The organism is Photobacterium angustum (genome assembly GCF_002954615.1).
In the GTDB taxonomy this organism is placed as follows: Bacteria; Pseudomonadota; Gammaproteobacteria; order Enterobacterales; family Vibrionaceae; genus Photobacterium; species Photobacterium angustum_A.
In genome coordinates this window covers 86,548-108,795 of record NZ_MSCJ01000001.1, presented here as the reverse complement: position 1 = coordinate 108,795, position 22,248 = coordinate 86,548, and the positions used below count along the sequence as shown (strand labels likewise).

Here is a 22,248-nt window from a genome sequence, read left to right as displayed (position 1 = left end):
TAAAAAAGGAGCCGTTAGGCTCCTTTTTTCGTTCTATAGTTTGCGTCTTAACAAATATATCGTGATAAACAAGAACGCTAAACTTGGACCTAAAGCCCCTAAAATAGGCGGTAATCGGTACACTAAAATCATCGGGCCAAACACTTGGTCTGAAATATAAAATGCAAAACCAAAAATGACACCTGAAAGGACACGAGCACCCATCGTAACCGAGCGAAGAGGACCAAAAACAAAAGATAATGCTAATAGCATCATAACAGCAATGGATACCGGCTGAAGCGCTTTACGCCAGAATGCCAACTCATAACGAGAAGCATCTTGCTTGGTCTCTTTAAGATAACTCACATAATGATATAAGCCAGACAACGATAACTCTTCAGGTTTCACCGTCACAACTGCTAATTTATCTGGTGTTAATGTTGTTTCCCAATGCTTGCTTTCAATATGGCTATTGGTTAACTGACTACTACCAGTCATGTCAGTTATAGTCACATCATGCATTGTCCACCCCGTCGCTTTATCATAAGACGCGCGTTTTGCTGATGTTACATCTTCCAACTGACCTTTGTTGTCAAACTGCCAAATGTTAACAACATCCACTTTATTGAGATCATGAACACGCCCCATATAAATGAAGCTATTATCATTTTTAGCCCATACGCCACTTTGTGCAGCAATCACACTACCGCCATAAATCCATGCCGAACGATATTCACGTGCCATTTTCTGCGCTTGCGGTGCTCCCCACTGCCCCAGTAAAACAACAACTATCATCATTGGGACTGCCGTTTTTAAAGTCGATAGACCGATATCAAGCTTAGAAAAACCTGCCGCTTGCATTACCACCAGCTCAGAGCTTGATGCCAGCATACCTAAACCAATCAATGCACCTAATAATACCGCCATAGGAAAAAACATAATGATGTCTTGCGGCATTGATAATAAAACAAAATACAGCGCTTTTAGGAGATCGTAGCTTCCCTGCCCCACTTTTCTTAACTGCTCAACATATTTAATGATCGCAGATAAGCCAACTAAGGTTGATAGGGTAAGTGAGAAAGTTGCAATGATCGTTCGACCTATATACCAGTCGAGAATTTTAAACATTAACTGCGTCTCCGTAATTTATCTTTAAGGCGTCGCACAGGCATTGAATCCCAGCTATTTAAAGCAAGAGCAACTAACAAGGTTGTAATATTAATCGGCCACATGCCAATAGCTGATGGGATAATACCATCCTCAATCGCAGATTTTGCCGATGAGATCGCTAAGAAATAAGCCAGATAAATCAACACAGCCGGTGCTAATTTTGCAAATCGTCCTTGACGTGGATTAACAGCTGATAATGGAACAACAATCATCACTAACAATGGAATACAAAGCACTAAAGAGAAACGCCACTGTAATTCAGCTTTTGCTGCCAAGCTTTGATCTTTTATTAAGGTCATTGTGGGTTGGGCTTCCCAATCACGATTTCCTGCTTTTACTTCACGTTGTCCTATTAGTGCTTGGTAGTCATTAAAATGAGTAATCGAGTAATTCAGCTGAGTGGGAATACCTTCATATCGAGCGCCGTCATTTAATTCTAACATTTGACGACCATCAGATAACTCTTTGACAGTACCATTATCAGCAACTATGACACTAGGCTGTAAGGTGTCGGTTGCTTTTAATTGCGCGACAAAAACCTTATGAAGCTTCGAGCCTTTATCAGTAATATTATCAATAAAGATAACTCCACTTCCATTCGGTGCCGGCTGAAACGTTCCCTTTACCAACATATTTAACGTTGGCCCAGCTTTTGTTTCTTCTTTAAGTTGCTCTATATGCTCTTGCGACCAAGGTGCTACCCAAAAAGAATTTATCGCTGCAATTGCCCCCGTAATAACGGCCAAAGCTAATGCAGATTGGAGTAATAATTTTTTCCCCATCCCCGTAGCATTCATCACCGTGATTTCACTTTCAGCATATAATCTGCCGAACGTGAGTAAGATACCGATGTATAAACTCAGAGGGAGCATTAATAGTGCCATCGAAGGGATAGATAATCCCATGAAGGTTAGAATGAGATCACTCGGGATCGAGCCATCGGTTGCATCGGCTAAAATGCTAATAAACTTTTGGCTAATAAAGACAAGAAAAAGTACAAAAAGTACCGCTAATTGGCTCTTTAATGTCTCTCTTGTCAAATACCTAACAATAATCACGCGTTATATTCCCATAGAAAACTTGTTTTTTTGATGGAATCACTATAGTTTTTCGTTAAATCAGTTATTTTTTTATCTTTCAGCTAAATGAAAGACCGCACTCTAAGCGTATACCGAAATCACGGCAGAGCAAACAAGTGTGGTATTATCCAACATTTAGCGTTAATTGTCTTTATTAGGATGTTAGGAGTACGCATGGAGTTCAGTGTAAAAAGCGGCAGCCCCGAAAAACAGCGTAGTGCTTGTATTGTTGTTGGTGTCTTTGAACCACGTCGCCTCTCTCCAATCGCGGAACAGCTAGATAAAATCAGTGATGGTTATATTAGCTCCTTACTGCGTCGTGGCGACCTAGAAGGTAAGCCTGGGCAAATGCTCTTACTACACCATGTACCAAATGTATTATCAGAGCGTGTTTTACTGGTTGGTTGTGGTAAAGAACGTGAACTTGATGAACGTCAATATAAGCAAATCATCAAAAAAACGATCAGTACTTTAAATGAAACTGGCTCAATGGAAGCAGTGTGCTTCTTAACAGAGCTTCATGTTAAAGGTCGTGATACTTACTGGAAAGTACGTCAAGCAGTCGAAACAACCAAAGATAGCTTGTATACCTTTAACCAGTTTAAGAGTAATAAACCAGAGACTCGTCGTCCACTGCGTAAACTAGTCTTTAATGTACCGACTCGTCGCGAGCTATCTTTAGGTGAACGCGCGATCAGCCATGGTCTGGCAGTAGCATCTGGTGTTCGCGCAAGTAAAGATTTGGGTAATATGCCACCAAACGTGGCAAATCCAGCTTATCTTGCTTCACAAGCACGCCGTCTAGCCGATGATTTTGAGACCGTAAGTACTAAGATCATTGGTGAGCAAGAGATGCAATCTTTAGGGATGACATCATATCTTGCTGTGGGTCGTGGTTCTAAAAATGAAGCTATGATGTCGGTTATTGAGTACAAAGGTAACCCCGATTCAGACGCTAAGCCAATCGTCCTTGTCGGTAAAGGGTTAACTTTTGATTCAGGTGGTATTTCGATTAAACCTGGCGCTCAAATGGACGAAATGAAGTACGACATGTGTGGTGCAGCCTCTGTGTTCGGTACCATGAAAGCATTAGCTAAGCTTAATTTACCAATCAATGTAGTTGGTGTATTAGCGGGTTGTGAGAATATGCCTGGTGGTAACGCTTATCGTCCTGGTGATATTTTAACCACTATGTCAGGTCAAACAGTTGAAGTATTAAATACCGATGCAGAAGGTCGTTTAGTGCTTTGTGATGCATTAACTTATGTTGAGCGTTTTGAACCTGAATGTGTGATTGACGTTGCGACATTAACAGGTGCTTGTGTTGTTGCTTTAGGTAATCACATTAGTGGTTTAATGGGTAACCATAATCCACTGTCGCATGAAATTATAAATGCATCAGAGCAATCCGGTGATCGCGCTTGGCGTCTACCGATGAGCGATGAATACCAAGAGCAAATTGCTAGCCCATTTGCTGATATGGCAAACTTAGGCACGCCTGGTGCAGGTACTATAACCGCAGGTTGTTTCTTATCTCGCTTTACTAAAAAGTACAACTGGGCGCATCTTGATATTGCAGGTACTGCTTGGAAAGGTGGCGCAGCAAAAGGCTCTACCGGTCGACCAGTCCCTCTACTTGTCCAGTTCTTATTAAATAGAGCAGGCCAAGAGATCGTCGAGTAAAAGACATCGAAAAGGGCCGTAAGGCCCTTTTCTTTAGGAACAAAAAACCATGACTCATGCTACGTTTTATATAATCGATGACAAGCAAGAGAGTGCTGATAGTCACTTTCAGTGCCATTTTGCCTGTCATTTAGCAGCGATGAGTTACCGGCAAGGTAACAACGTTTACCTACTAGCAGCAAATAAACAGCAAGCAGAACAAATAGATGAATATCTATGGCAGCAGGATCCTGATAGTTTTGTGCCCCACAATCTTGTCGGCGAAGGGCCTAATGGCGGCTCTCCCGTTGAGATAGGATGGTCAACATTACGTCATACTGGACGCCGTGCTACGCTAATTAATTTAGCGGAAAACGCACCAAATTTTGCGGTTAGCTTTGCACAAGTGGTAGACTTCGTTCCTTGCGATGAAAAGCTCAAGCAGTTAGCGCGCGAGCGTTACAAGGCATATCGCCTTGCTGGCATTCAAATTACGACTGCCACTGCTACTGAGACGCCCTAATTCCACATAGAATCCTTCTAAGAGCGCTATGGAAAAGACATACAACCCACAATCAATTGAACAAGCGCTATATCAGCGCTGGGAAGAGGCTGGTTACTTCAAGCCTCATGGTGATACATCTAAAGATGCTTACAGCATTATGATCCCACCACCAAACGTCACAGGTAGCCTACACATGGGCCACGCGTTCCAGGATACCATTATGGATACCCTGATCCGTTGTGAGCGTATGAAAGGCAAAAACACCTTATGGCAGGTTGGTACTGACCACGCAGGTATTGCTACCCAAATGGTTGTGGAACGTAAGATTGCTGCTGAAGAAGGCAAAACAAAGCACGATTACGGTCGTGATGCTTTCATCGATAAGATCTGGGAATGGAAAGGCGAATCTGGTGGCACGATCACTAAGCAACTTCGTCGCCTTGGCGCATCAGTAGACTGGGATCGTGAGCGCTTCACGATGGATGATGGTCTATCAAATGCCGTTCAAGAAGTTTTCGTTCGTCTATACCAAGAAGATCTTCTTTACCGCGGTAAGCGTCTAGTTAACTGGGATCCTAAACTACACACTGCGATCTCAGATCTAGAAGTTGAAAACAAAGATAAAAAAGGCCACATGTGGCACTTCCGTTACCCATTAGCTGATGGCGTACAAACAGCGGAAGGTAAAGACTACATCGTTGTTGCAACTACACGTCCTGAAACTATGCTGGGCGATACTGGTGTTGCCGTTAACCCTGAAGATCCACGTTACAAAGATCTGATCGGTAAAGAAATCATTCTTCCAATCGTTGGCCGTCGCATCCCTATCGTAGGTGATGAGCACGCTGATATGGAAAAAGGCACCGGTTGTGTAAAAATCACACCTGCACATGATTTCAATGACTACGAAGTAGGTAAACGTCATAGCCTACCTATGATCAATATCCTAACGTTCAATGCCGATATTCGTGATGCTGCAGAAGTATTCACAACTAATGGCGAGCCAAGTGATGCATACAGCACTGCGCTGCCAGAGAAATACCATGGCATGGAACGTTTTGCTGCACGTAAAGCGATTGTTGCTGAATTTGATGAACTAGGTCTACTAGAAGAAATCAAAGATCACGACCTAACGATCCCTTACGGTGACCGTGGTGGCGTGGTTATTGAACCAATGCTAACTGACCAATGGTACGTTCGTGCAGCTCCGCTAGCAAAACCTGCTGTTGAAGCGGTTGAAAACGGTGATATTCAATTCGTACCTAAGCAGTACGAAAACATGTACTTCGCTTGGATGCGTGACATTCAAGACTGGTGTATTTCACGTCAGCTATGGTGGGGTCACCGTATTCCTGCTTGGTACGACAACGACGGTAATGTTTACGTTGGTCGTAACGAAGCTGAAGTACGTGAAAAACATAACCTAGCACCGGTTGTCGTATTACGCCAAGACGATGATGTACTTGATACATGGTTCTCTTCAGCACTATGGACATTCGGTACGCAAGGCTGGCCAGAAAACACCGCTGATCTTCAAACCTTCCACCCATCTGATGTGTTGGTAACAGGTTTTGATATCATCTTCTTCTGGGTTGCACGTATGATCATGATGACCATGCACTTCTGTAAAGATGAAGACGGCAAGCCACAAGTACCATTTAAAACAGTTTACGTAACGGGTCTTATCCGTGACGAAAACGGCGATAAAATGTCGAAATCTAAGGGTAACGTTATCGATCCTATCGACATGATCGACGGTATTGATCTTGAGTCTCTAGTAGAGAAGCGTTGTGGCAATATGATGCAGCCACAACTTGCAGCGAAGATCGAAAAAGCGACACGTAAAACATTTGAGAACGGCATCGAACCTTACGGTACTGATGCCCTACGTTTCACTCTTGCTGCTATGGCTTCAACGGGCCGTGACATCAACTGGGACATGAAACGTCTTGAAGGTTACCGTAACTTCTGTAATAAGCTATGGAACGCAAGTCGTTACGTACTAATGAACACAGAAGATCAAGATTGCGGTTTCGCAGCAGGTAGCGAGCTTGACTACTCACTAGCAGACAAGTGGATTGAATCACAATTCCAGCTAGCGGCAAAAGAGTTCAATGCTCACATTGATAACTTCCGTTTAGATATGGCTGCTGGTGTACTTTACGAGTTCATCTGGAACCAATTCTGTGACTGGTACCTAGAACTAACTAAACCTGTTCTATGGAAAGGTACAGAAGCACAACAGCGTGCAACGCGTCATACTCTAATCACAGTGCTAGAGAAGACATTACGTCTTGCGCATCCTGTTCTTCCTTACATCACTGAATCTATCTGGCAGAGCGTTAAGCCACTTGTTGACGGTGTTGAAGGTGAAACCATCATGACTCAGGCATTACCTCAGTTTGATGAAGCGCAATTTGACCAAGCTGCAATTACTGACATTGAGTTTGTTAAAGCGTTTATCACGAGTATTCGTAACCTACGTGCAGAATACGATATCGCGCCAAGTAAGCCATTATCAGTAATGCTAAAAGTGGCTGATGCTGCTGATACTGCACGTGTTGAAGCAAACCTGACAGTACTGAAATCTCTAGCAAAACTAGAAGAAGTGAAAGTATTGGCTGACAGTGAAGCAACACCAGCTTGTGCGACTGCACTTGTAGGCAAATCTGAATTGATGATCCCAATGGCGGGCTTAATTGATAAAGATGCAGAGCTTGCACGTTTAGACAAAGAAATCGCGAAAATGGAAGGCGAAATCAAACGTACTTCTGGCAAGCTAAGTAACGAAGGCTTCGTTGCTAAAGCGCCTGAAATCGTGATCACTAAAGAGCGTGAAAAGCTAGCCGGTTATGAAGAAACATTAGTGAAGCTTATTGAGCAAAAAGCAACGATTGCTGCGCTATAATCTCACCAACCATTCTTGATTAATAAAAACCGACAGTCACATACTGTCGGTTTTTTTATACCTAAAATTCCATCATCTCTTTTCAAATAATAGCTTTTACCTATTAATAATATATAAAATAACAAATTTAGTTATTGCAAATATTCAATGATAATGACCTCATCGAATTGAGGATCACCTTATGAAAAAGACAATCAGTTTTGCCGCCATCCATTTTACTGTCGCTTTTAGCGTAGCTTACCTTCTTACTGGCGATATCATTATTGGTAGTTTAATTGCAATGATTGAGCCGATGGTTAATACCGTTGCGTTTTATTTCCATGAAAAAGTGTGGCAAAGCAAAACACTCAAACAATCACACTTTAATACGCCAAGTCGCAAAACAGTAAGCTTTGCTATTGTGCACTTCAGTGTCGCATTTAGTGTAGTGTACCTTCTTACAGGTGACATACTGATTGGTAGCCTAATGGCAATGATCGAACCTGCAATTAATACCATGGCTTACTATTTCCATGAGCGTGTATGGCAACGTAAAGATCACAACCAAGCAGAGACACATCAGCCAACTTGGCTAGATGCAATGGCTTGTCAGCACTGATAAACACCAAGATAGATTAAACAGATTGACATTGTTGCAGGCTGCAACTATTTTGATTGCGTAGTGCAATTAAATTCAAGGATGGATCATGCAGCCCCAACAACTTCGTCAGCTCTCGCGCCAATTAGTCCGTCAACTCGGCATGTTAAATAGTCAATGTGGCCAACTCGCCCTTACCCCAGTGCAAGCCCACACTTTGATTGAACTCGAACAAGGGCCTTGTACGGTTAATCAAATGGCAGAGCGTTTACGTGTCGATAAATCCAATGCCAGCCGTAATTTAGCCATGTTACTCAATCAAGGATTGATCCATTCAATTGCCAACCCTAACGATAAACGTAGCCAACTATCTCAGTTAACCCCCAACGGTATTCAAACACTCACCGCTCTTCACCACCAGCTTGATAAAGATACCCAAACGATTTTAGATCAACTGGATCAAGATGAAATAGAGCAGTTAGAAACAAGTTTACGTCGTTACCATAAAGCTTTGACAATCACAGAGCATCAACAGGGATACGTACTAAGAGAAATCACGCCTTTAGATAATGCCGCCGTTGCTGCACTTATTCGTCGTGTTTCAGCTGAATATGGATTAACCCCAGATAGAGGATTTAGCGTTGCGGATCCTCATATTGATGATCTCTGTCAGCATTACCAATTACCGAAAAGTCGTTATTGGGTGATAGAAAAAAACAATCGTATTTTAGGCTGTGGCGGTGTCGCACCATTAGCAGGAGATGCGCAGTGGAGTGAACTGCAAAAAGTCTTCTTCTTACCAGAGCTTAGAGGTAAGGGATTAGCACGAGTATTAACCGTTAAAGCATTAAAGTTTGCCCGAGAAAACGGCTTTAAAGGCTGCTATTTAGAAACTACTGAGGTATTAAAAGAAGCAGTGAAACTCTATCAATCTTTAGGTTTTGTCGATATTCCAACTGCGCTTGGTAATACAGGGCACAGTGTATGTGAAATTCACATGCTTAAAACCTTCTAACATATTAATAGATAATAAAAAGCCTGCTCAGAGACTCTCTCAGCAGGCTTTTTTAAACGATATAATATATTAGTAGCTTTGTTTTAAATGGTAAACACGTAAGCCTTGCACAACTTCATCGTAGCTGGCTGAGCCAATATATTTCACTTGGCGTTGGTGCTCAGGGACGAGTGTGAAGCTTGAATCTTCAAAGCGACCTTCCCCTTCAAATTCCAAATGAACATAGAAAGCAGGTTTGCTACTACTCAGCATCACTGATATTTCACCGTTCATTTCAGCAACTTCAAAACGTAAATCAGGATCTTCTAATTCACATTCTTTAGGTTTAGCTGGGAACCATGTGTTTTCAATCAGTTTATCACCGTTACGTAAATGCACATGGAAGAAGCCTTCAGTCTCGTGACCATCAAGATCCTCGTTTAACCATTCCCACACCACTTTAGTGCAATCAGGATCAAGGAACTCTGAAATAGGTTCACGATATAAAATCTCGCCTTCCCAACTCTGCCATACCACTTCACCTTTTAACTCTGCACTATTACGACCATCATTGATTAAATGAAGTTTTACCCCTTGATCATCACGAATAAAGGTCGCCATCTGTGGCGCAAAGAAACGTCGAGTATGATAGTGCAACTGTTTCCAACGACCACTATATTCTAGCGAAGACCACGAACTTACTGGCCAGCAATCATTCAATTGCCAGAATAAAATGCCACGGTTTGTCGGCTTATGTGCACGCCAATATTCTGCTGCCGTTTTAATCGCCATCGCTTGTTGTACTTGCGATAGGTACAACATATTGACGAAACCATTAGGGAAGCGGAAATAGCGAGTAAACATTTCAGTGATAATAGAATTACCACGACTATTTTTCTGATGGCATTCAAAACTTGGTGACGTGATATTCCAATCTTGCTCAGGAGCAAAGGTCTTCACAGTCGGCAGTGATGGCCATGATTGAAAACCAAATTCAGAGCAAAAACGGGGCGTGACAGTTTGGTAGGCTTCAAAATCTTTACCTGAATGCCATACATCCCAGAAATGCATATCGCCACGTTTATCATCGTGCCACGCATCGCCAAAATCTAACTCTCCATTACACGGCGAACTCGCCCAAAAACGGCGAGAAGGATCTTCTTTTTCAACCACTTCAGCTAATGCACGGTTTAAGCGATCATAATTAACAAGATATTTTTCGCGGTTTTGACGGGATTCCGGATACCAACTAATCGCACCTATCACTTCATTATCACCACACCATAAGGCTAGGCTTGCATGATCTTTTAATCGGCGGACTTGGTATTCAACTTCCTGTTTTACTTCTGCTACAAAATCAGGTGTTGAGGGGTACAGCGCACAAGCAAACATCAAATCTTGCCATACCATGATCCCTAATTCATCACATAACTCATAGAAGATATCTTTTTCATACATGCCTCCGCCCCACACACGTAGCATGTTCATATTGGCAGCTAACGCATCTTCAAGCAAAGAACGATACCGTTTATCCGTCATACGTGAAGGCATCGCATCCATCGGGATCCAATTGGCACCCAATGCAGAGATCTCAACATCATTAACTTTAAAGACCATACTTTGGCCCAGTTCATCATCTTCAGTGATCAACTCAAGCTTGCGCAGACCAATCTTCTTATTGATATAACTGCCGTCAGCTTCAATTTTAAGATCATATAAACGTGGTTTGCCATACCCAGCAGGCCACCAACGACGAGGCTCTGCAATACGGAACAAGACACATGTTTTCGTTGCGTCACGATCAAGCGTCAGGTGGAAGGTTTGATCGTTAAACGTGACAGCCGCGTTTGCTAACCCTTTCTCTGATACCACTTCATAATTGAGCGTGACAGATAGCTCGCACTCTTGATCTAGCCACTTTTGTTTCGTACTCACATGACTGATTCGAACATGCTCTATCGGCTGAAGTTCAATATCACCATAAACACCAAGTACCGATAAACAAATTCCCCAATCCCAACCTGCATGACATTGTGTTTTACGCAAAGTATTCATGTGAGGAATTTGGTTATTTCCTTCTGCCCATGGCACTGGGAACGGTAGTTTGTCTGCACGTTTTTTTGCAGCTAAATCAGCACGATGTAAAACAATCTCAATACGATTGCTACCCACTTGAAGACAGCTTAATACATCCACTTTATGACGCATGAACATATTATTAAAATCAGCCACGGTATGGCCGTTCACACGGATCTCGGCAACGGTATCTAAGTGATCCATCACCAAGTCCATCGCATTACAAGCTAACTGCTCTTCGGTTAACTCAAACTGTCGACTAACAACCCAATCGCATTCACCGACCCATTGAACTTTCTTTTCATTGGTAGCCCAATATGGATCAGGGATCTCACCTGCAGCATAAAGCGCAGAATGTACATCGCCTGGCAATTCAATATGAAGATCTTGTAGTGCCGCTCGTTGAACACAGGTTAACTGCCATTGACCATTAAGCGAAATTGTCATCAATAACTCCAGCACTGAGCGTACTCAGTCAGCTTGATAATAAAACAAATAAATTTACGCAATTTTTGCTAGTGCACCGTGATCGTGATTACGCTTTGATCATCTCAAAACATAAAAAGATCGATAACCACGGCTAAAAGGAGAAAAAGCCAGCAAAATGCCGGCTTTTAATTATTCAATCTGATTTTTTACGATTATTCTTCGTCTTCTAGCTCTTCTTCGTCATCTTCATCAGACTCGAAGTAAGTGCCCCAACCGTCGTAATCTATATTGTGTTTTTCAGCAAGTTTGATTAACTTTTCTGCTTGTTCGTCAATCAACTCAGCGTTCAGTGCTGATTCCATTACAGCATCGAAACAAACAACTTTACCGCCGCCATCTTCTGGTGCTAGCTCAAGCTCTTCTGCTTCTAAAACTTCAAAACCAAGTTTAAAGGCTTCTACAGCAGCACCTTCTAACTCTTCAAACGTATCCGCTGAAAAGTGGTGCTCAATCGTATAAAGAGCATCTGGCTCACTGCCATCTTCAAGTAACGCGGCAATAATTTCGCGTGTTTCTTCTTTTTGCTCTTCGATCAGTTCTGCATAAGACATGGGTTCACTCCGACTGTGGAATCAATTTGCTGGCAAATATCGCATGGTTTGCCATCAATTACCACCTGTTAGTGAGAAGCACAGATAATTAGTCTTACCTTGGGTTTTAGCGTTCATATTCAGCAACCTTATTACTCTCGTAAAAGCCAAGAAAACCAAATAATCTTGCATAATAAGCGCACAGCTATTCACAATGCAGTAATAATAAGATAAACATAAAGTAACAATAACGAATATCTAGCAACCTCGTCACAACAAGGGGTATTCGGTTAGAAACATTATAAAATGAAAGAGGGAACTATCATGGCTTTTAATCTTCGTAACCGTAACTTCCTTAAATTATTAGATTTTACTCCACGAGAAATTCAACATCTTCTCGATTTATCTGCTGAATTAAAAAAAGCCAAATACAATGGTTACGAGCAGCCACGCTTAAGCGGAAAAAATATTGCGCTCATCTTTGAAAAAGCATCGACCCGTACTCGTTGTGCATTTGAAGTGGCGGCTTTTGATCAAGGTGCAAAAGTGACATATCTTGGCCCATCAGGCTCACAAATCGGCCACAAAGAATCAATGAAAGACACCGCGCGCGTATTGGGTCGTATGTATGATGGCATTGAATACCGCGGCTTTGGTCAAGCCATTGTTGAAGAGTTGGGGCAATACGCTGGAGTACCTGTTTGGAATGGGTTAACCGATGAATTCCACCCGACTCAAATTTTAGCTGATTTTCTAACGATGCAAGAACATGGCCGTGGCAAGCAACTCCATGAAATCACCTTTGCTTATTTAGGTGATGCACGTAATAACATGGGAAATTCATTGCTCGTTGGGGCGGCGAAAATGGGGATGGATATTCGTCTCGTTGCGCCAAAAGCGTTCTGGCCTGAAGACGAGTTAGTGGCACAGTGTCGTAAAATTGCATTAGAAACAGGCGCGAAAATCACTCTCACAGAAAATGTGCAAGAAGGCGTTCAAGGATGTGACTTTTTATATACCGATGTATGGGTTTCAATGGGCGAAGCAAAAGAAGCATGGGCTGAGCGTATTCAGTTAATGCTACCTTATCAAGTCAATATGGACTTACTAAAAGCAACAGGTAATCCACATGTGAAATTTATGCATTGCTTGCCTGCTTTCCATGGCGAAGATACCACAATTGGTAAAGAGCTCGCGCAAGAATACCCTGAGCTTGCCCAAGGCGTTGAAGTCACCGATGAAGTCATTGAATCCAAACATTCGATTGTTTTTGATGAAGCAGAGAATCGTATGCACACCATTAAAGCAGTCATGGTTGCCACACTGGGGCATTAATAAATGCCTGTTGATAGTTTTCGCAAACGCTTGCGTCACTTAAAAATGACGGTATAATCCTTGCCAATTTGTCGAACACGAGCTAAGAGATGAACCTGACAATAACTCCACTACAGAATTATCGTCACCGCTTTTTAACGCAGGTTCGTGTTTCTATTTTTCTAAAAAAAGCCTCCTTTTATTAAGGAGGCTTTTTTTTGTCTGTAAATCGGCAAGGATCACGGTGAATGCCGTATTGAGCGTTATTTATTTTATTTTGAGGGAAAGAAACCATGGCTAATTCGCTGTTTAAAAAGCATATTATTTCCATCCCAGAGCTTAGTCGCGCAGAGCTTGAATTAATTATCCAAACCGCAGGACAATTGAAAGCCGATCCTAATCCTGAACTGCTCAAAAACAAAGTGATTGCAAGTTGCTTCTTTGAGCCATCAACCCGTACCCGACTATCATTTGAAACCGCCATTCAACGTTTAGGTGGTACTGTGGTGGGGTTTGATAGTGCAGGTAATACGTCTCTAGCGAACAAAGGCGAAACGCTCTCTGATTCAGTTCAAGTGATTACTTCATATGTTGACGCTTTCGTTATGCGTCACCCTCAAGAAGGCGCTGCTCGCTTGGCTTCTGAATTCTCTAACGGTATTCCTGTTATCAATGGTGGTGATGGTGCAAACCAACACCCAACGCAGACCCTTTTAGATCTGTTCACCATCTACGAAACCCAAGGCACGTTAGATAATATTAATATAGCTTTTGTTGGCGACTTAAAATACGGACGTACGGTTCACTCGTTAACCCAAGCCTTATCTAAATTTGAGAACGTAAAATTCTTCTTCATCGCGCCAGAGGTACTCGCGATGCCTGACTATATTTGTGAAGAGTTAGATGACGCAGGTATTGCTTATAGCCTTCATAATGATATGGAAGATGTGATCCCTGAGCTTGATATCCTTTATATGACGCGAGTACAAAAAGAACGTTTTGATGAATCAGAATACGCCCATATGAAAGCGGCTTATATCTTAACGGCGAAGATGCTAGAAGGCGCACGTGACAACTTAAAAGTGCTGCATCCACTGCCACGTGTTGATGAAATTACCGTGGATGTTGATAAAACTAAGCATGCTTACTTCTTCCAGCAAGCAGAAAATGGTGTTTACGCACGTCAGGCGCTATTAGCCCTAGTTCTTAACGAAAACTTATAAGCAGGAGCGATGATCATGTCTAAAGAAACCCAACTTAAAGTTGAAGCAATCAAAAACGGCACTGTTATCGACCATATTCCTGCGCATGTAGGTATCAAGGTACTTAAACTATTTAGTATGGATAACTCGAACCAACGAGTGACAATTGGTTTGAACCTGCCTTCATCAGCCCTTGGTGCAAAAGATCTGATCAAGATTGAAAATGTCTTTATCAATGAAGATCAAGCTAACCAACTGGCATTGTATGCACCGAAAGCAACCGTTAACCAAATTGAAAATTATGAAGTAGTAAAGAAGCTTAACGTATCATTACCTGACTTTATTAGTGCGGTATTTAAGTGTCCAAACACTAATTGTATTTCACACGGTGAGCCAGTAAGTAGTGGCTTTAAGGTACTGACTAAAAAAGCGGATATTCAACTTAAATGTAAATACTGCGAAAAAGTTTTCTCTCGTGAAATCGTGACAGAGTGCAACGCATAACTTTGTTATCAACTGCCCGTTAGCTTCCATAGCGGGCTTTATTCTAAAAATGTCATCCGCAAACGACAAAAATACCTATTAGGTATTGTTTTAGTGATAACCATCAAGTTTCTTATCATTATTCCTTGCTATCCTCTTTGCATCAAATATCACTATAAGTGATTATTCTTGCAGTATTGCACCAGTCAAATGCATAAAGAATAACAAGGAGCTGTCCATGAATGGGCATGAATCCCCACACGGAATCACCAGTCATTATTGCGAAAAAAACATGACAACCGTTTGTAAACGATTATTACAAACGCACAATTTTTCAACTCAAGATCATATTCGCGACGCTCTAATTAAAGAGGGTTTTGATGATATCAGCCAATCTACCGTTTCACGTCTACTCACTAAGCTCAAAATAATAAAAGCACCGAATGTTTATGGTAAACGGGTGTATTGTGTTATTGAAACCACCAATCCTACATATATTGATTCTGAGATCGCTTCACAAATTGAATTTGTTACTCATAATAAATTAGTGGTTGTTGTTAAAACCCACCCAGGCTCTGCACAACTCATCGCAAGAATTATTGACCTTCATCCGCATCAAGAGATTTTAGGAACCATAGCTGGCAATGACACTATTATGGTTGCACCTTGTCATATTGATCGGATCAGTGATTGTGAAAAAGCCGTTTGTCTAAGCCTTGGTATGATATAAAAACGTTCTAATCAGCTTGAATCTTTCAGATTTAGACCCCATAACATCATCAATCAGGTAGCGTAACGTGTCACTTACGCTATAACAATTAAATATAAGTAAGGGTAAACAATGACTAAGGTTCTTCATACAGAGCAAGCTCCTGCAGCAATCGGTCCATACGTACAAGGTGTTGATCTTGGTAATATGGTGCTAACTTCAGGTCAGATCCCTGTAAACCCAGCAACAGGTGAAGTACCAGAAGAAATTGCAGCGCAAGCTCGCCAATCTTTAGACAATGTAAAAGCAGTCGTTGAATCTTCAGGTCTTCAGGTTTCTGACATTGTTAAGATGACTGTTTTTGTTAAAGATCTAAATGACTTCGCTGCCGTTAACGAAGTATATGGTAGCTTCTTTGATGAACATAACGCACCTTACCCAGCACGCTCTTGTGTTGAAGTTGCACGTTTACCAAAAGACGTAAAAATTGAAATTGAAGCAATTGCTGTTCGTAAATAATCGTTGCTAATAAACGTTTAATTACGTCTTAATTTGCCATAAAAAAAGCTGCTAACGGAACCTCGTTAGCAGCTTTTTTATTAATAAAACAACGCTAATTACTTAGTGGCAAAAGCAAACACTTGACTAAACCATGCTGTAAATAACTCAGGCTGAGTCTTTAGCGTTTGTTTAATCGCCTCTTCAGACCACCAGCGATAATCCATCACTTCATCAGCGTTAGGAACAACCTTTATCTCGCCAGCATCAGCCACCAACACATGATCGAGCTCATGCTCAAACAGTTGGTTATCAAGCTCTGCGTAATAGCAGAAGTGACCAATATCAGACAACGAAGTCACTTCCGTGATCCCCATTTCTTCTGCTAAACGTCGGATACCAGCTTGCTCTATCGACTCATGTTGGCGAGGGTGTGAACAACACGTATTAGTCCACAATCCACCACTATGATATTTGTGCAACGCGCGTTGATGAAGTAAGTATTCACGACCAGACGTGGTATTTCGATATAACAAAACCGAAAAAGCCAAATGCAAAGCACCTTGTTTATGTGCTGCCATTTTCTCTTGTAAGCCTTGAAATTCACCTTGGCTATCAACCAAGACTACATATTCTTCAGTCATCACTCTTTACTACTGTTATAAATTACCCCCTGATATTCAGGGGTTAAAATAAAACAAGGACATGTGATAAACATGTCCTTGTTTATTAATACTTACGAAACAAATAAATTAGCGTTTACTACGTTCACTCGCTTCTGCATTAAGCTCTGCTAATTTTTCTTCCATGACATCATGACAACGGCTAGAGAGACTGCGAACATCTTCTTTTGTTAAGCCATCAGTTGAAATCGGCTTCATCACTTCAACAATCACTACACCGTTATTCCAACGATTTAAGCTGACATGCTCCGTTGAGCTACAAACAATCGGTACAACGGGAACATTCGCGCCAATTGCAGCATGAAAAGCACCGGTTTTAAACGGTAATAAACCACGACCACGAGAGCGAGTGCCTTCAGGGAACATCCACACTGAAACTTTGTTTTGCTTAATTTTATCGACAACTTGACCTATGGTACCCACTGCTTTGCTGCGGTTTGCACGATCAATTAAGATGTTACCCGTGATCCAGTATAGCTGACCAAATAACGGTAACCATACTAAACTTTTTTTACCCACGGTAACGGTACGAGGCATGATTGCACCAGAAACCGTAAAAAGATCATAATTATTCTGGTGGTTCGCAATATAAATAGCAGAGCCTACTTTTTCAGCACCCTCTGCGTATCGGAACTCTAATTTGATCCCTAATACACGTGACATTTTGCTAAACAAACGTCCAAAGGTATAAACGTGTTTAGGGTTACGTGGGCTTAATAAACAATATCCGCAACCAAAAATAAACGTCACAATAGCAAAAATTGCGATAGCAAATATCCGCAAAACAAAAATCATTCTAGCTCTCCTCAGCGTACAAGCGTTCGCTAGTATACTCACAGCAAGAGAAAATACACGTTTTATGTGTATTCTTTACTCACTTGTTATTCGCTTATCAATAGAAACGATACGCACAGCTTAGATCAAAAAAGCCCTCAACTTGAGGGCTTTGAATAGCTCATCAGAAATAACTATTCCGATGCAATATCAGAAGATTGCTCGTTTGGTGAATCAATCTCCATCCGTGTTACTCGCTGTAGACCTCGAGGTAACATCGCTCCTCGACGTCCACGCTCACCACGGAAATTATCGAGATCCGACGGTTTCAATCCTAGTTTACGTTTGCCCGCATAAAGAGTGACATGGGTATCTGCACTAATTACCGTTAAGTAGGATAAGAATTCTTCACGCGCTTTTGAACGTGCAGATGGAATGTTGATGATCTTGTTACCCTTACCTTTACCCAGTTGCGGTAAATCTTTAATTGGGAACAATAACATTCGACCTTCATTGGTAATGGCTAATATCTGATCATTCTCAATATCAGCAACAGGCTGTGGCGGCAGCACAGCAGCATTTTCAGGTACCGTTAATAAGGCTTTACCACTCTTATTTTTCGATACCATATCTGTGCTCTTACAGATAAATCCGTAACCTGCATCCGATGCCATTAACCAAATTTGATCGTCTTCTGCCATTAACACTTGGCGCATATTTGTGCCTGGGGTTAAATTTAAACGCCCCGTGATAGGTTCACCTTGGCTACGCGCAGATGGCAAGCTATGTGATTCTAACGCATAGCTACGTCCATCAGAGCCTAAGAAAATCGCAGGCTGATTACTCTTACCGCGAGCATGCGCAAGGTAACTGTCACCCGACTTATAGTTTAGCGTGCTTGGATCTACCTCATGCCCTTTAGCATGACGGATCCAGCCTTTCTCTGATAGCACAACGGTGATCGCCTCACTTGGGATCAAGTCACGTTCAGTTAATGCTTTCGCTTCTTCACGTTCAACTAATGGCGAACGGCGATCATCACCGTACTTCTCAGCATCAGCGAGAATTTCTTTCTTAATTAATGTATTTAAGCGACGCTCAGAGCCAAGTAACTTTTCTAGTTGCTCACGCTCTTTGGCTAATTCGTCTTGTTCTGCACGGATCTTAATTTCTTCAAGCTTGGCTAACTGACGCAGTTTAATTTCTAAAATTGCGTCTGCTTGAATCGCTGATAAACCAAAACGTGACATGAATTCTGCTTTTGGATCTTCCTCATTACGGATGATCTCAATCACTTCATCAATATTAAGGTAAGCGGCCAGTAAACCTTCTAAGATATGTAAGCGTGCATTCACTTTATCTAAACGGTACTGTAAACGACGACGTACTGTTGTACGGCGATATTCCAGCCATTCAGCAATAATCTCCACTAAACCTTTAACTTGTGGACGACCATCTAGACCCAGCATGTTCAAGTTCGCACGGAAGCTCTTTTCAAGATCCGTTGAAGCAAACAAGTGATTCATCAACTGTTCGCAATCAATGCGGTTAGAGCGTGGCACAATCACAATGCGAGTTGGGTTTTCGTGATCAGATTCGTCACGTAAATCCTCAACCATTGGCAATTTCTTCGCACGCATTTGGCTAGCGATTTGCTCAAGCAGTTTTGCACCTGACGTTTGGTGTGGCAATGCGGTAATAACAATATCACCGTTTTCTTTGTGCCAAACCGCGCGCATTCTAATACTGCCTCGGCCACTCTTATAGACTTTCTTTAAGTCAGCTTTAGAGGTAATGATTTCCGCTTCAGTTGGGTAATCAGGGCCTTGAACAAACTCCATTAGCGCATCAAGATCTGCCTTTGGATTTTCAATCATGTGTACTGCTGCATTGGCAACTTCACGCGCATTGTGCGGTGGAATATCAGTTGCCATACCAACAGCAATACCCGTTACGCCATTAAGCAAAATATGCGGCAGACGTGCAGGTAACATCTTAGGCTCTTGCATTGTACCATCAAAGTTTGGTACCCAATCTGCGGTGCCTTGGCCTAATTCAGACAGCAACACTTCAGAAAAGCGTGATAAACGAGATTCGGTATAACGCATCGCAGCAAATGACTTAGGATCATCAGGCGCACCCCAGTTACCTTGCCCGTCAACTAACGGGTAACGGTAAGAGAAAGGCTGTGCCATTAATACCATAGCTTCATAACAGGCAGAATCACCATGAGGGTGATATTTACCTAATACATCACCCACGGTACGGGCTGATTTTTTATATTTTGCCGTTGCACTTAAACCCAGCTCAGACATCGCATAAATAATACGTCGCTGTACAGGTTTAAGACCATCACCGATAAACGGTAAAGCACGATCCATGATTACATACATGGAGTAATTTAAATAAGCGTCTTCAGTAAACTTCCTAAGAGGAAGTTGTTCAACGCCATCCATTGAGACATCAGTCATCGTTAGATAATCCGTCTTTAATTTTGCTTATCTGCCAGTTATCACTAACAGATGAAATAGAGTAAAAGGCTGATCACACTTCAGCCATATCGCCTTTGCTTTGCAGCCAGTGACGACGATCTTCAGCACGCTTCTTACCAAGTAGCATGTCCATCATTTCGTTGGTTTCACTGTCGTCATCAATCGTTAACTGCACTAAACGGCGAGTATTAGGATCCATGGTGGTTTCACGCAATTGCAATGGATTCATCTCACCCAGACCTTTAAATCGCTGTACGTTAACTTTGCCACGCTTACCTTTTAGGCGATCAAGAATACTGTTTTTCTCAGCTTCATCGAGGGCGTAGTACACTTCTTTACCCAAATCGATACGGTACAAAGGAGGCATCGCAATAAACACATGTCCGGCACGTACTAAGGTTTCAAAGTGCTTCATAAATAACGCACACAACAAGGTAGCAATGTGAAGACCGTCGGAGTCCGCATCCGCAAGGACGCAGATCTTACCGTAACGTAGTCCACTTAAATCATCACTATCTGGATCAATACCAAGTGCAACCGAAATATCATGTACTTCTTGAGAGGCAAGGACTTGATCGGCAGACACTTCCCACGTATTTAAAATTTTACCGCGAAGTGGCATGATCGCTTGGAACATACGATCACGAGCTTGTTTCGCCGAGCCGCCCGCCGAGTCACCCTCGACAAGGAATAATTCAGTGCGATTAAGATCTTGTTGTGAACAGTCCGCTAACTTACCAGGTAGTGCAGGGCCTGATGCAATTTTCTTACGTACCACTTTTTTGCTTGCACGCATACGACGGTGCGCATTTGCAATACAGACTTCTGCTAATTGCTCTGCCAGTTGTGGACGTTCATTAAGCCATAAGCTAAAGGCATCTTTTACCACACCAGAAACAAACGCCGCACATTGACGCGACGATAAACGTTCTTTGGTTTGACCGGCAAATTGTGGATCTTGAATTTTTACCGACAGGACATACGCACAACGATCCCAAATATCATCAGCCGTTAATTTCACACCTCGTGGCAGAAGATTACGGAATTCACAGAATTCACGCATCGCATCTAACAAGCCTTGGCGTAAACCGTTAACGTGAGTACCCCCTTGCGCTGTTGGGATCAAGTTAACATAACTTTCAGTGATCAATTCACCACCTTCAGGTAGCCATAACAGCGCCCAATCAGCGGCTTCTGTTTGCGAACTGAACACACCAGTAAATGGTTCTTCTGGCAGTAATGTATACCCTTTTACACCTTCAGCAAGGTAGTCTTTTAAGCCATCTTCATAGCACCAACGAATCGTTTCATCAGTGATTTTATTGGTGAATACAATTTCTAAACCAGGGCATAACACTGCTTTAGCTTTTAGATTGCTCTTCAGGCGGGAAACTGAGAACTTGGCACTGTCGAAATATTTTGGATCTGGCCAAAAGTGAACTCGTGTGCCTTTTGCACGACGGCCACAAGTGCCTATCACCTCAAGCTCTGAGACTTTATCGCCATTTTCAAAGGCAATTTGATACACTTGACCATCACGTTTTACCGTGACTTCAACACGCTTAGAAAGGGCGTTTACAACCGAGATGCCTACCCCGTGTAAACCACCTGAAAATTGGTAGTTTTTACCAGAAAACTTACCACCGGCGTGAAGCTTACATAAAATAAGTTCAACCCCTGATACACCTTCTTCGGGGTGAATATCAACAGGCATACCACGACCATCATCAACCACCTCTAATGATTGATCGGCATGAAGAATCACTTCAACTTTACGGGCATGTCCAGCCAATGCTTCATCGACACTGTTATCGATAACTTCTTGACCTAAGTGGTTAGGTCGAGCCGTATCGGTATACATACCGGGACGGCGGCGTACTGGCTCAAGGCCATTAAGAACCTCAATGGCTCCAGCGTTATAGCTTTGATCTGTCATATCACGGAAATTTACGGGAAAGTTTTGAAAATAATAGTCAGTAACCCAGCGCTATATGTCAAGTTCTGGGACACATGAAGGCTCATGACTGTGAGTAATGATGTTATTTACAAGAACATCAGATAGAACATGTCATAGAAATATAAGCATTATCAGAAAACATATCGCGACACTGAGTCATTCGCGAA

General features: G+C 42.2%; 18 protein-coding genes. 10 read left to right on the top strand and 8 right to left on the bottom strand.

Annotation, left to right across the window (positions count from 1 at the left end; all coding sequences use genetic code 11):
* Positions 1 to 33 precede the first annotated feature (33 nt).
* On the bottom strand, positions 34 to 1,107 hold the full coding sequence (gene lptG, locus BTO08_RS00470; protein WP_105059467.1) for an LPS export ABC transporter permease LptG: 1,074 nt from the start codon (positions 1,105 to 1,107) through the stop codon (positions 34 to 36).
* Positions 1,107 to 2,207, bottom strand: coding sequence for an LPS export ABC transporter permease LptF (gene lptF, locus BTO08_RS00465; protein ID WP_105059466.1), 1,101 nt, complete (start codon positions 2,205 to 2,207; stop codon positions 1,107 to 1,109). Before lptF ends, lptG begins: the two co-directional genes overlap by 1 nt.
* 195 nt (positions 2,208 to 2,402) lie before the next feature.
* Here lptF and pepA point away from each other — a divergent pair, with 195 nt between their 5' ends.
* The 5 genes from pepA to BTO08_RS00440 all read left to right on the top strand — a co-directional run bounded on the left by pepA (position 2,403) and on the right by BTO08_RS00440 (position 8,895).
* Entirely contained in the window at positions 2,403 to 3,911 is a 1,509-nt protein-coding gene (gene pepA / locus BTO08_RS00460) for a leucyl aminopeptidase (protein WP_006646080.1), read from the top strand.
* A 49-nt stretch (positions 3,912 to 3,960) separates the two neighbouring features.
* Positions 3,961 to 4,413: a DNA polymerase III subunit chi gene (locus BTO08_RS00455; protein WP_005369774.1), complete on the top strand. Its 453-nt coding sequence runs from the start codon at positions 3,961 to 3,963 to the stop codon at positions 4,411 to 4,413.
* Between the two features lie 28 nt (positions 4,414 to 4,441).
* Positions 4,442 to 7,303 carry a valine--tRNA ligase gene (locus BTO08_RS00450; protein ID WP_105059465.1) on the top strand — a complete coding sequence of 954 codons (2,862 nt, stop codon included), beginning with the start codon at positions 4,442 to 4,444 and terminating at the stop codon, positions 7,301 to 7,303.
* 181 nt (positions 7,304 to 7,484) lie between these two features.
* Positions 7,485 to 7,901 (top strand): DUF2061 domain-containing protein, encoded by a 417-nt coding sequence (locus tag BTO08_RS00445; RefSeq protein WP_105059464.1) that lies wholly within the window; start codon positions 7,485 to 7,487, stop codon positions 7,899 to 7,901.
* 88 nt (positions 7,902 to 7,989) lie between these two features.
* Complete coding sequence (locus BTO08_RS00440; protein WP_105059463.1) at positions 7,990 to 8,895, top strand: bifunctional helix-turn-helix transcriptional regulator/GNAT family N-acetyltransferase; 906 nt, start codon at positions 7,990 to 7,992, stop codon at positions 8,893 to 8,895.
* Between the two features lie 69 nt (positions 8,896 to 8,964).
* Here the strand turns inward: BTO08_RS00440 and BTO08_RS00435 are convergent, their stop codons facing one another.
* Positions 8,965 to 11,397 (bottom strand): beta-mannosidase, encoded by a 2,433-nt coding sequence (locus BTO08_RS00435; RefSeq protein ID WP_105059462.1) that lies wholly within the window; start codon positions 11,395 to 11,397, stop codon positions 8,965 to 8,967.
* A gap of 194 nt (positions 11,398 to 11,591) precedes the next feature.
* On the bottom strand, positions 11,592 to 11,990 hold the full coding sequence (rraB, locus tag BTO08_RS00430) for a ribonuclease E inhibitor RraB (protein ID WP_105059461.1): 399 nt from the start codon (positions 11,988 to 11,990) through the stop codon (positions 11,592 to 11,594).
* Positions 11,991 to 12,293: 303 nt separating this feature from the next.
* On the opposite strand from rraB, the gene BTO08_RS00425 reads away from it, so the two are divergent.
* The 5 genes from BTO08_RS00425 to BTO08_RS00405 all read left to right on the top strand — a co-directional run bounded on the left by BTO08_RS00425 (position 12,294) and on the right by BTO08_RS00405 (position 16,196).
* Positions 12,294 to 13,304: an ornithine carbamoyltransferase gene (locus BTO08_RS00425; protein ID WP_105059460.1), complete on the top strand. Its 1,011-nt coding sequence runs from the start codon at positions 12,294 to 12,296 to the stop codon at positions 13,302 to 13,304.
* A 272-nt stretch (positions 13,305 to 13,576) separates the two neighbouring features.
* Positions 13,577 to 14,506 (top strand): aspartate carbamoyltransferase, encoded by a 930-nt coding sequence (gene pyrB, locus BTO08_RS00420; protein WP_105059459.1) that lies wholly within the window; start codon positions 13,577 to 13,579, stop codon positions 14,504 to 14,506.
* Between the two features lie 15 nt (positions 14,507 to 14,521).
* A complete protein-coding gene (gene pyrI, locus BTO08_RS00415) occupies positions 14,522 to 14,989 on the top strand; it encodes an aspartate carbamoyltransferase regulatory subunit (protein ID WP_105059458.1) in 468 nt (155 codons plus the stop codon).
* Positions 14,990 to 15,206: 217 nt separating this feature from the next.
* Complete coding sequence (locus BTO08_RS00410) at positions 15,207 to 15,698, top strand: arginine repressor (protein WP_105059457.1); 492 nt, start codon at positions 15,207 to 15,209, stop codon at positions 15,696 to 15,698.
* A gap of 111 nt (positions 15,699 to 15,809) precedes the next feature.
* Positions 15,810 to 16,196: a RidA family protein gene (locus BTO08_RS00405; RefSeq protein ID WP_005369791.1), complete on the top strand. Its 387-nt coding sequence runs from the start codon at positions 15,810 to 15,812 to the stop codon at positions 16,194 to 16,196.
* Between the two features lie 98 nt (positions 16,197 to 16,294).
* Here BTO08_RS00405 and idi read toward each other — a convergent pair whose 3' ends face one another.
* The 4 genes from idi to parE form a co-directional block, all read right to left on the bottom strand.
* A complete protein-coding gene (gene idi, locus BTO08_RS00400) occupies positions 16,295 to 16,819 on the bottom strand; it encodes an isopentenyl-diphosphate Delta-isomerase (RefSeq protein WP_105059456.1) in 525 nt (174 codons plus the stop codon).
* 108 nt (positions 16,820 to 16,927) lie between these two features.
* Positions 16,928 to 17,653 carry a 1-acylglycerol-3-phosphate O-acyltransferase gene (locus BTO08_RS00395; RefSeq protein ID WP_105059455.1) on the bottom strand — a complete coding sequence of 242 codons (726 nt, stop codon included), beginning with the start codon at positions 17,651 to 17,653 and terminating at the stop codon, positions 16,928 to 16,930.
* Positions 17,654 to 17,826: 173 nt separating this feature from the next.
* Positions 17,827 to 20,103 carry a DNA topoisomerase IV subunit A gene (gene parC / locus BTO08_RS00390; protein WP_105059454.1) on the bottom strand — a complete coding sequence of 759 codons (2,277 nt, stop codon included), beginning with the start codon at positions 20,101 to 20,103 and terminating at the stop codon, positions 17,827 to 17,829.
* Positions 20,104 to 20,176: 73 nt separating this feature from the next.
* On the bottom strand, positions 20,177 to 22,060 hold the full coding sequence (gene parE, locus BTO08_RS00385; RefSeq protein WP_105059453.1) for a DNA topoisomerase IV subunit B: 1,884 nt from the start codon (positions 22,058 to 22,060) through the stop codon (positions 20,177 to 20,179).
* Positions 22,061 to 22,248 lie beyond the last annotated feature (188 nt).

What these genes read in the sequence shown, in the direction of transcription:
- lptG (WP_105059467.1), bottom strand. Translation starts at nt 1,107, where the DNA reads ATGTTTAAAATTCTCGACTGGTATATAGGTCGAACGATCATTGCAACT.
- pepA (WP_006646080.1), top strand. Translation starts at nt 2,403, where the DNA reads ATGGAGTTCAGTGTAAAAAGCGGCAGCCCCGAAAAACAGCGTAGTGCT.
- BTO08_RS00455 (WP_005369774.1), top strand. Translation starts at nt 3,961, where the DNA reads ATGACTCATGCTACGTTTTATATAATCGATGACAAGCAAGAGAGTGCT.
- BTO08_RS00450 (WP_105059465.1), top strand. Translation starts at nt 4,442, where the DNA reads ATGGAAAAGACATACAACCCACAATCAATTGAACAAGCGCTATATCAG.
- BTO08_RS00445 (WP_105059464.1), top strand. Translation starts at nt 7,485, where the DNA reads ATGAAAAAGACAATCAGTTTTGCCGCCATCCATTTTACTGTCGCTTTT.
- BTO08_RS00440 (WP_105059463.1), top strand. Translation starts at nt 7,990, where the DNA reads ATGCAGCCCCAACAACTTCGTCAGCTCTCGCGCCAATTAGTCCGTCAA.
- BTO08_RS00435 (WP_105059462.1), bottom strand. Translation starts at nt 11,397, where the DNA reads ATGACAATTTCGCTTAATGGTCAATGGCAGTTAACCTGTGTTCAACGA.
- rraB (WP_105059461.1), bottom strand. Translation starts at nt 11,990, where the DNA reads ATGTCTTATGCAGAACTGATCGAAGAGCAAAAAGAAGAAACACGCGAA.
- BTO08_RS00425 (WP_105059460.1), top strand. Translation starts at nt 12,294, where the DNA reads ATGGCTTTTAATCTTCGTAACCGTAACTTCCTTAAATTATTAGATTTT.
- pyrB (WP_105059459.1), top strand. Translation starts at nt 13,577, where the DNA reads ATGGCTAATTCGCTGTTTAAAAAGCATATTATTTCCATCCCAGAGCTT.
- pyrI (WP_105059458.1), top strand. Translation starts at nt 14,522, where the DNA reads ATGTCTAAAGAAACCCAACTTAAAGTTGAAGCAATCAAAAACGGCACT.
- BTO08_RS00410 (WP_105059457.1), top strand. Translation starts at nt 15,207, where the DNA reads ATGAATGGGCATGAATCCCCACACGGAATCACCAGTCATTATTGCGAA.
- BTO08_RS00405 (WP_005369791.1), top strand. Translation starts at nt 15,810, where the DNA reads ATGACTAAGGTTCTTCATACAGAGCAAGCTCCTGCAGCAATCGGTCCA.
- idi (WP_105059456.1), bottom strand. Translation starts at nt 16,819, where the DNA reads ATGACTGAAGAATATGTAGTCTTGGTTGATAGCCAAGGTGAATTTCAA.
- BTO08_RS00395 (WP_105059455.1), bottom strand. Translation starts at nt 17,653, where the DNA reads ATGATTTTTGTTTTGCGGATATTTGCTATCGCAATTTTTGCTATTGTG.
- parC (WP_105059454.1), bottom strand. Translation starts at nt 20,103, where the DNA reads ATGACTGATGTCTCAATGGATGGCGTTGAACAACTTCCTCTTAGGAAG.
- parE (WP_105059453.1), bottom strand. Translation starts at nt 22,060, where the DNA reads ATGACAGATCAAAGCTATAACGCTGGAGCCATTGAGGTTCTTAATGGC.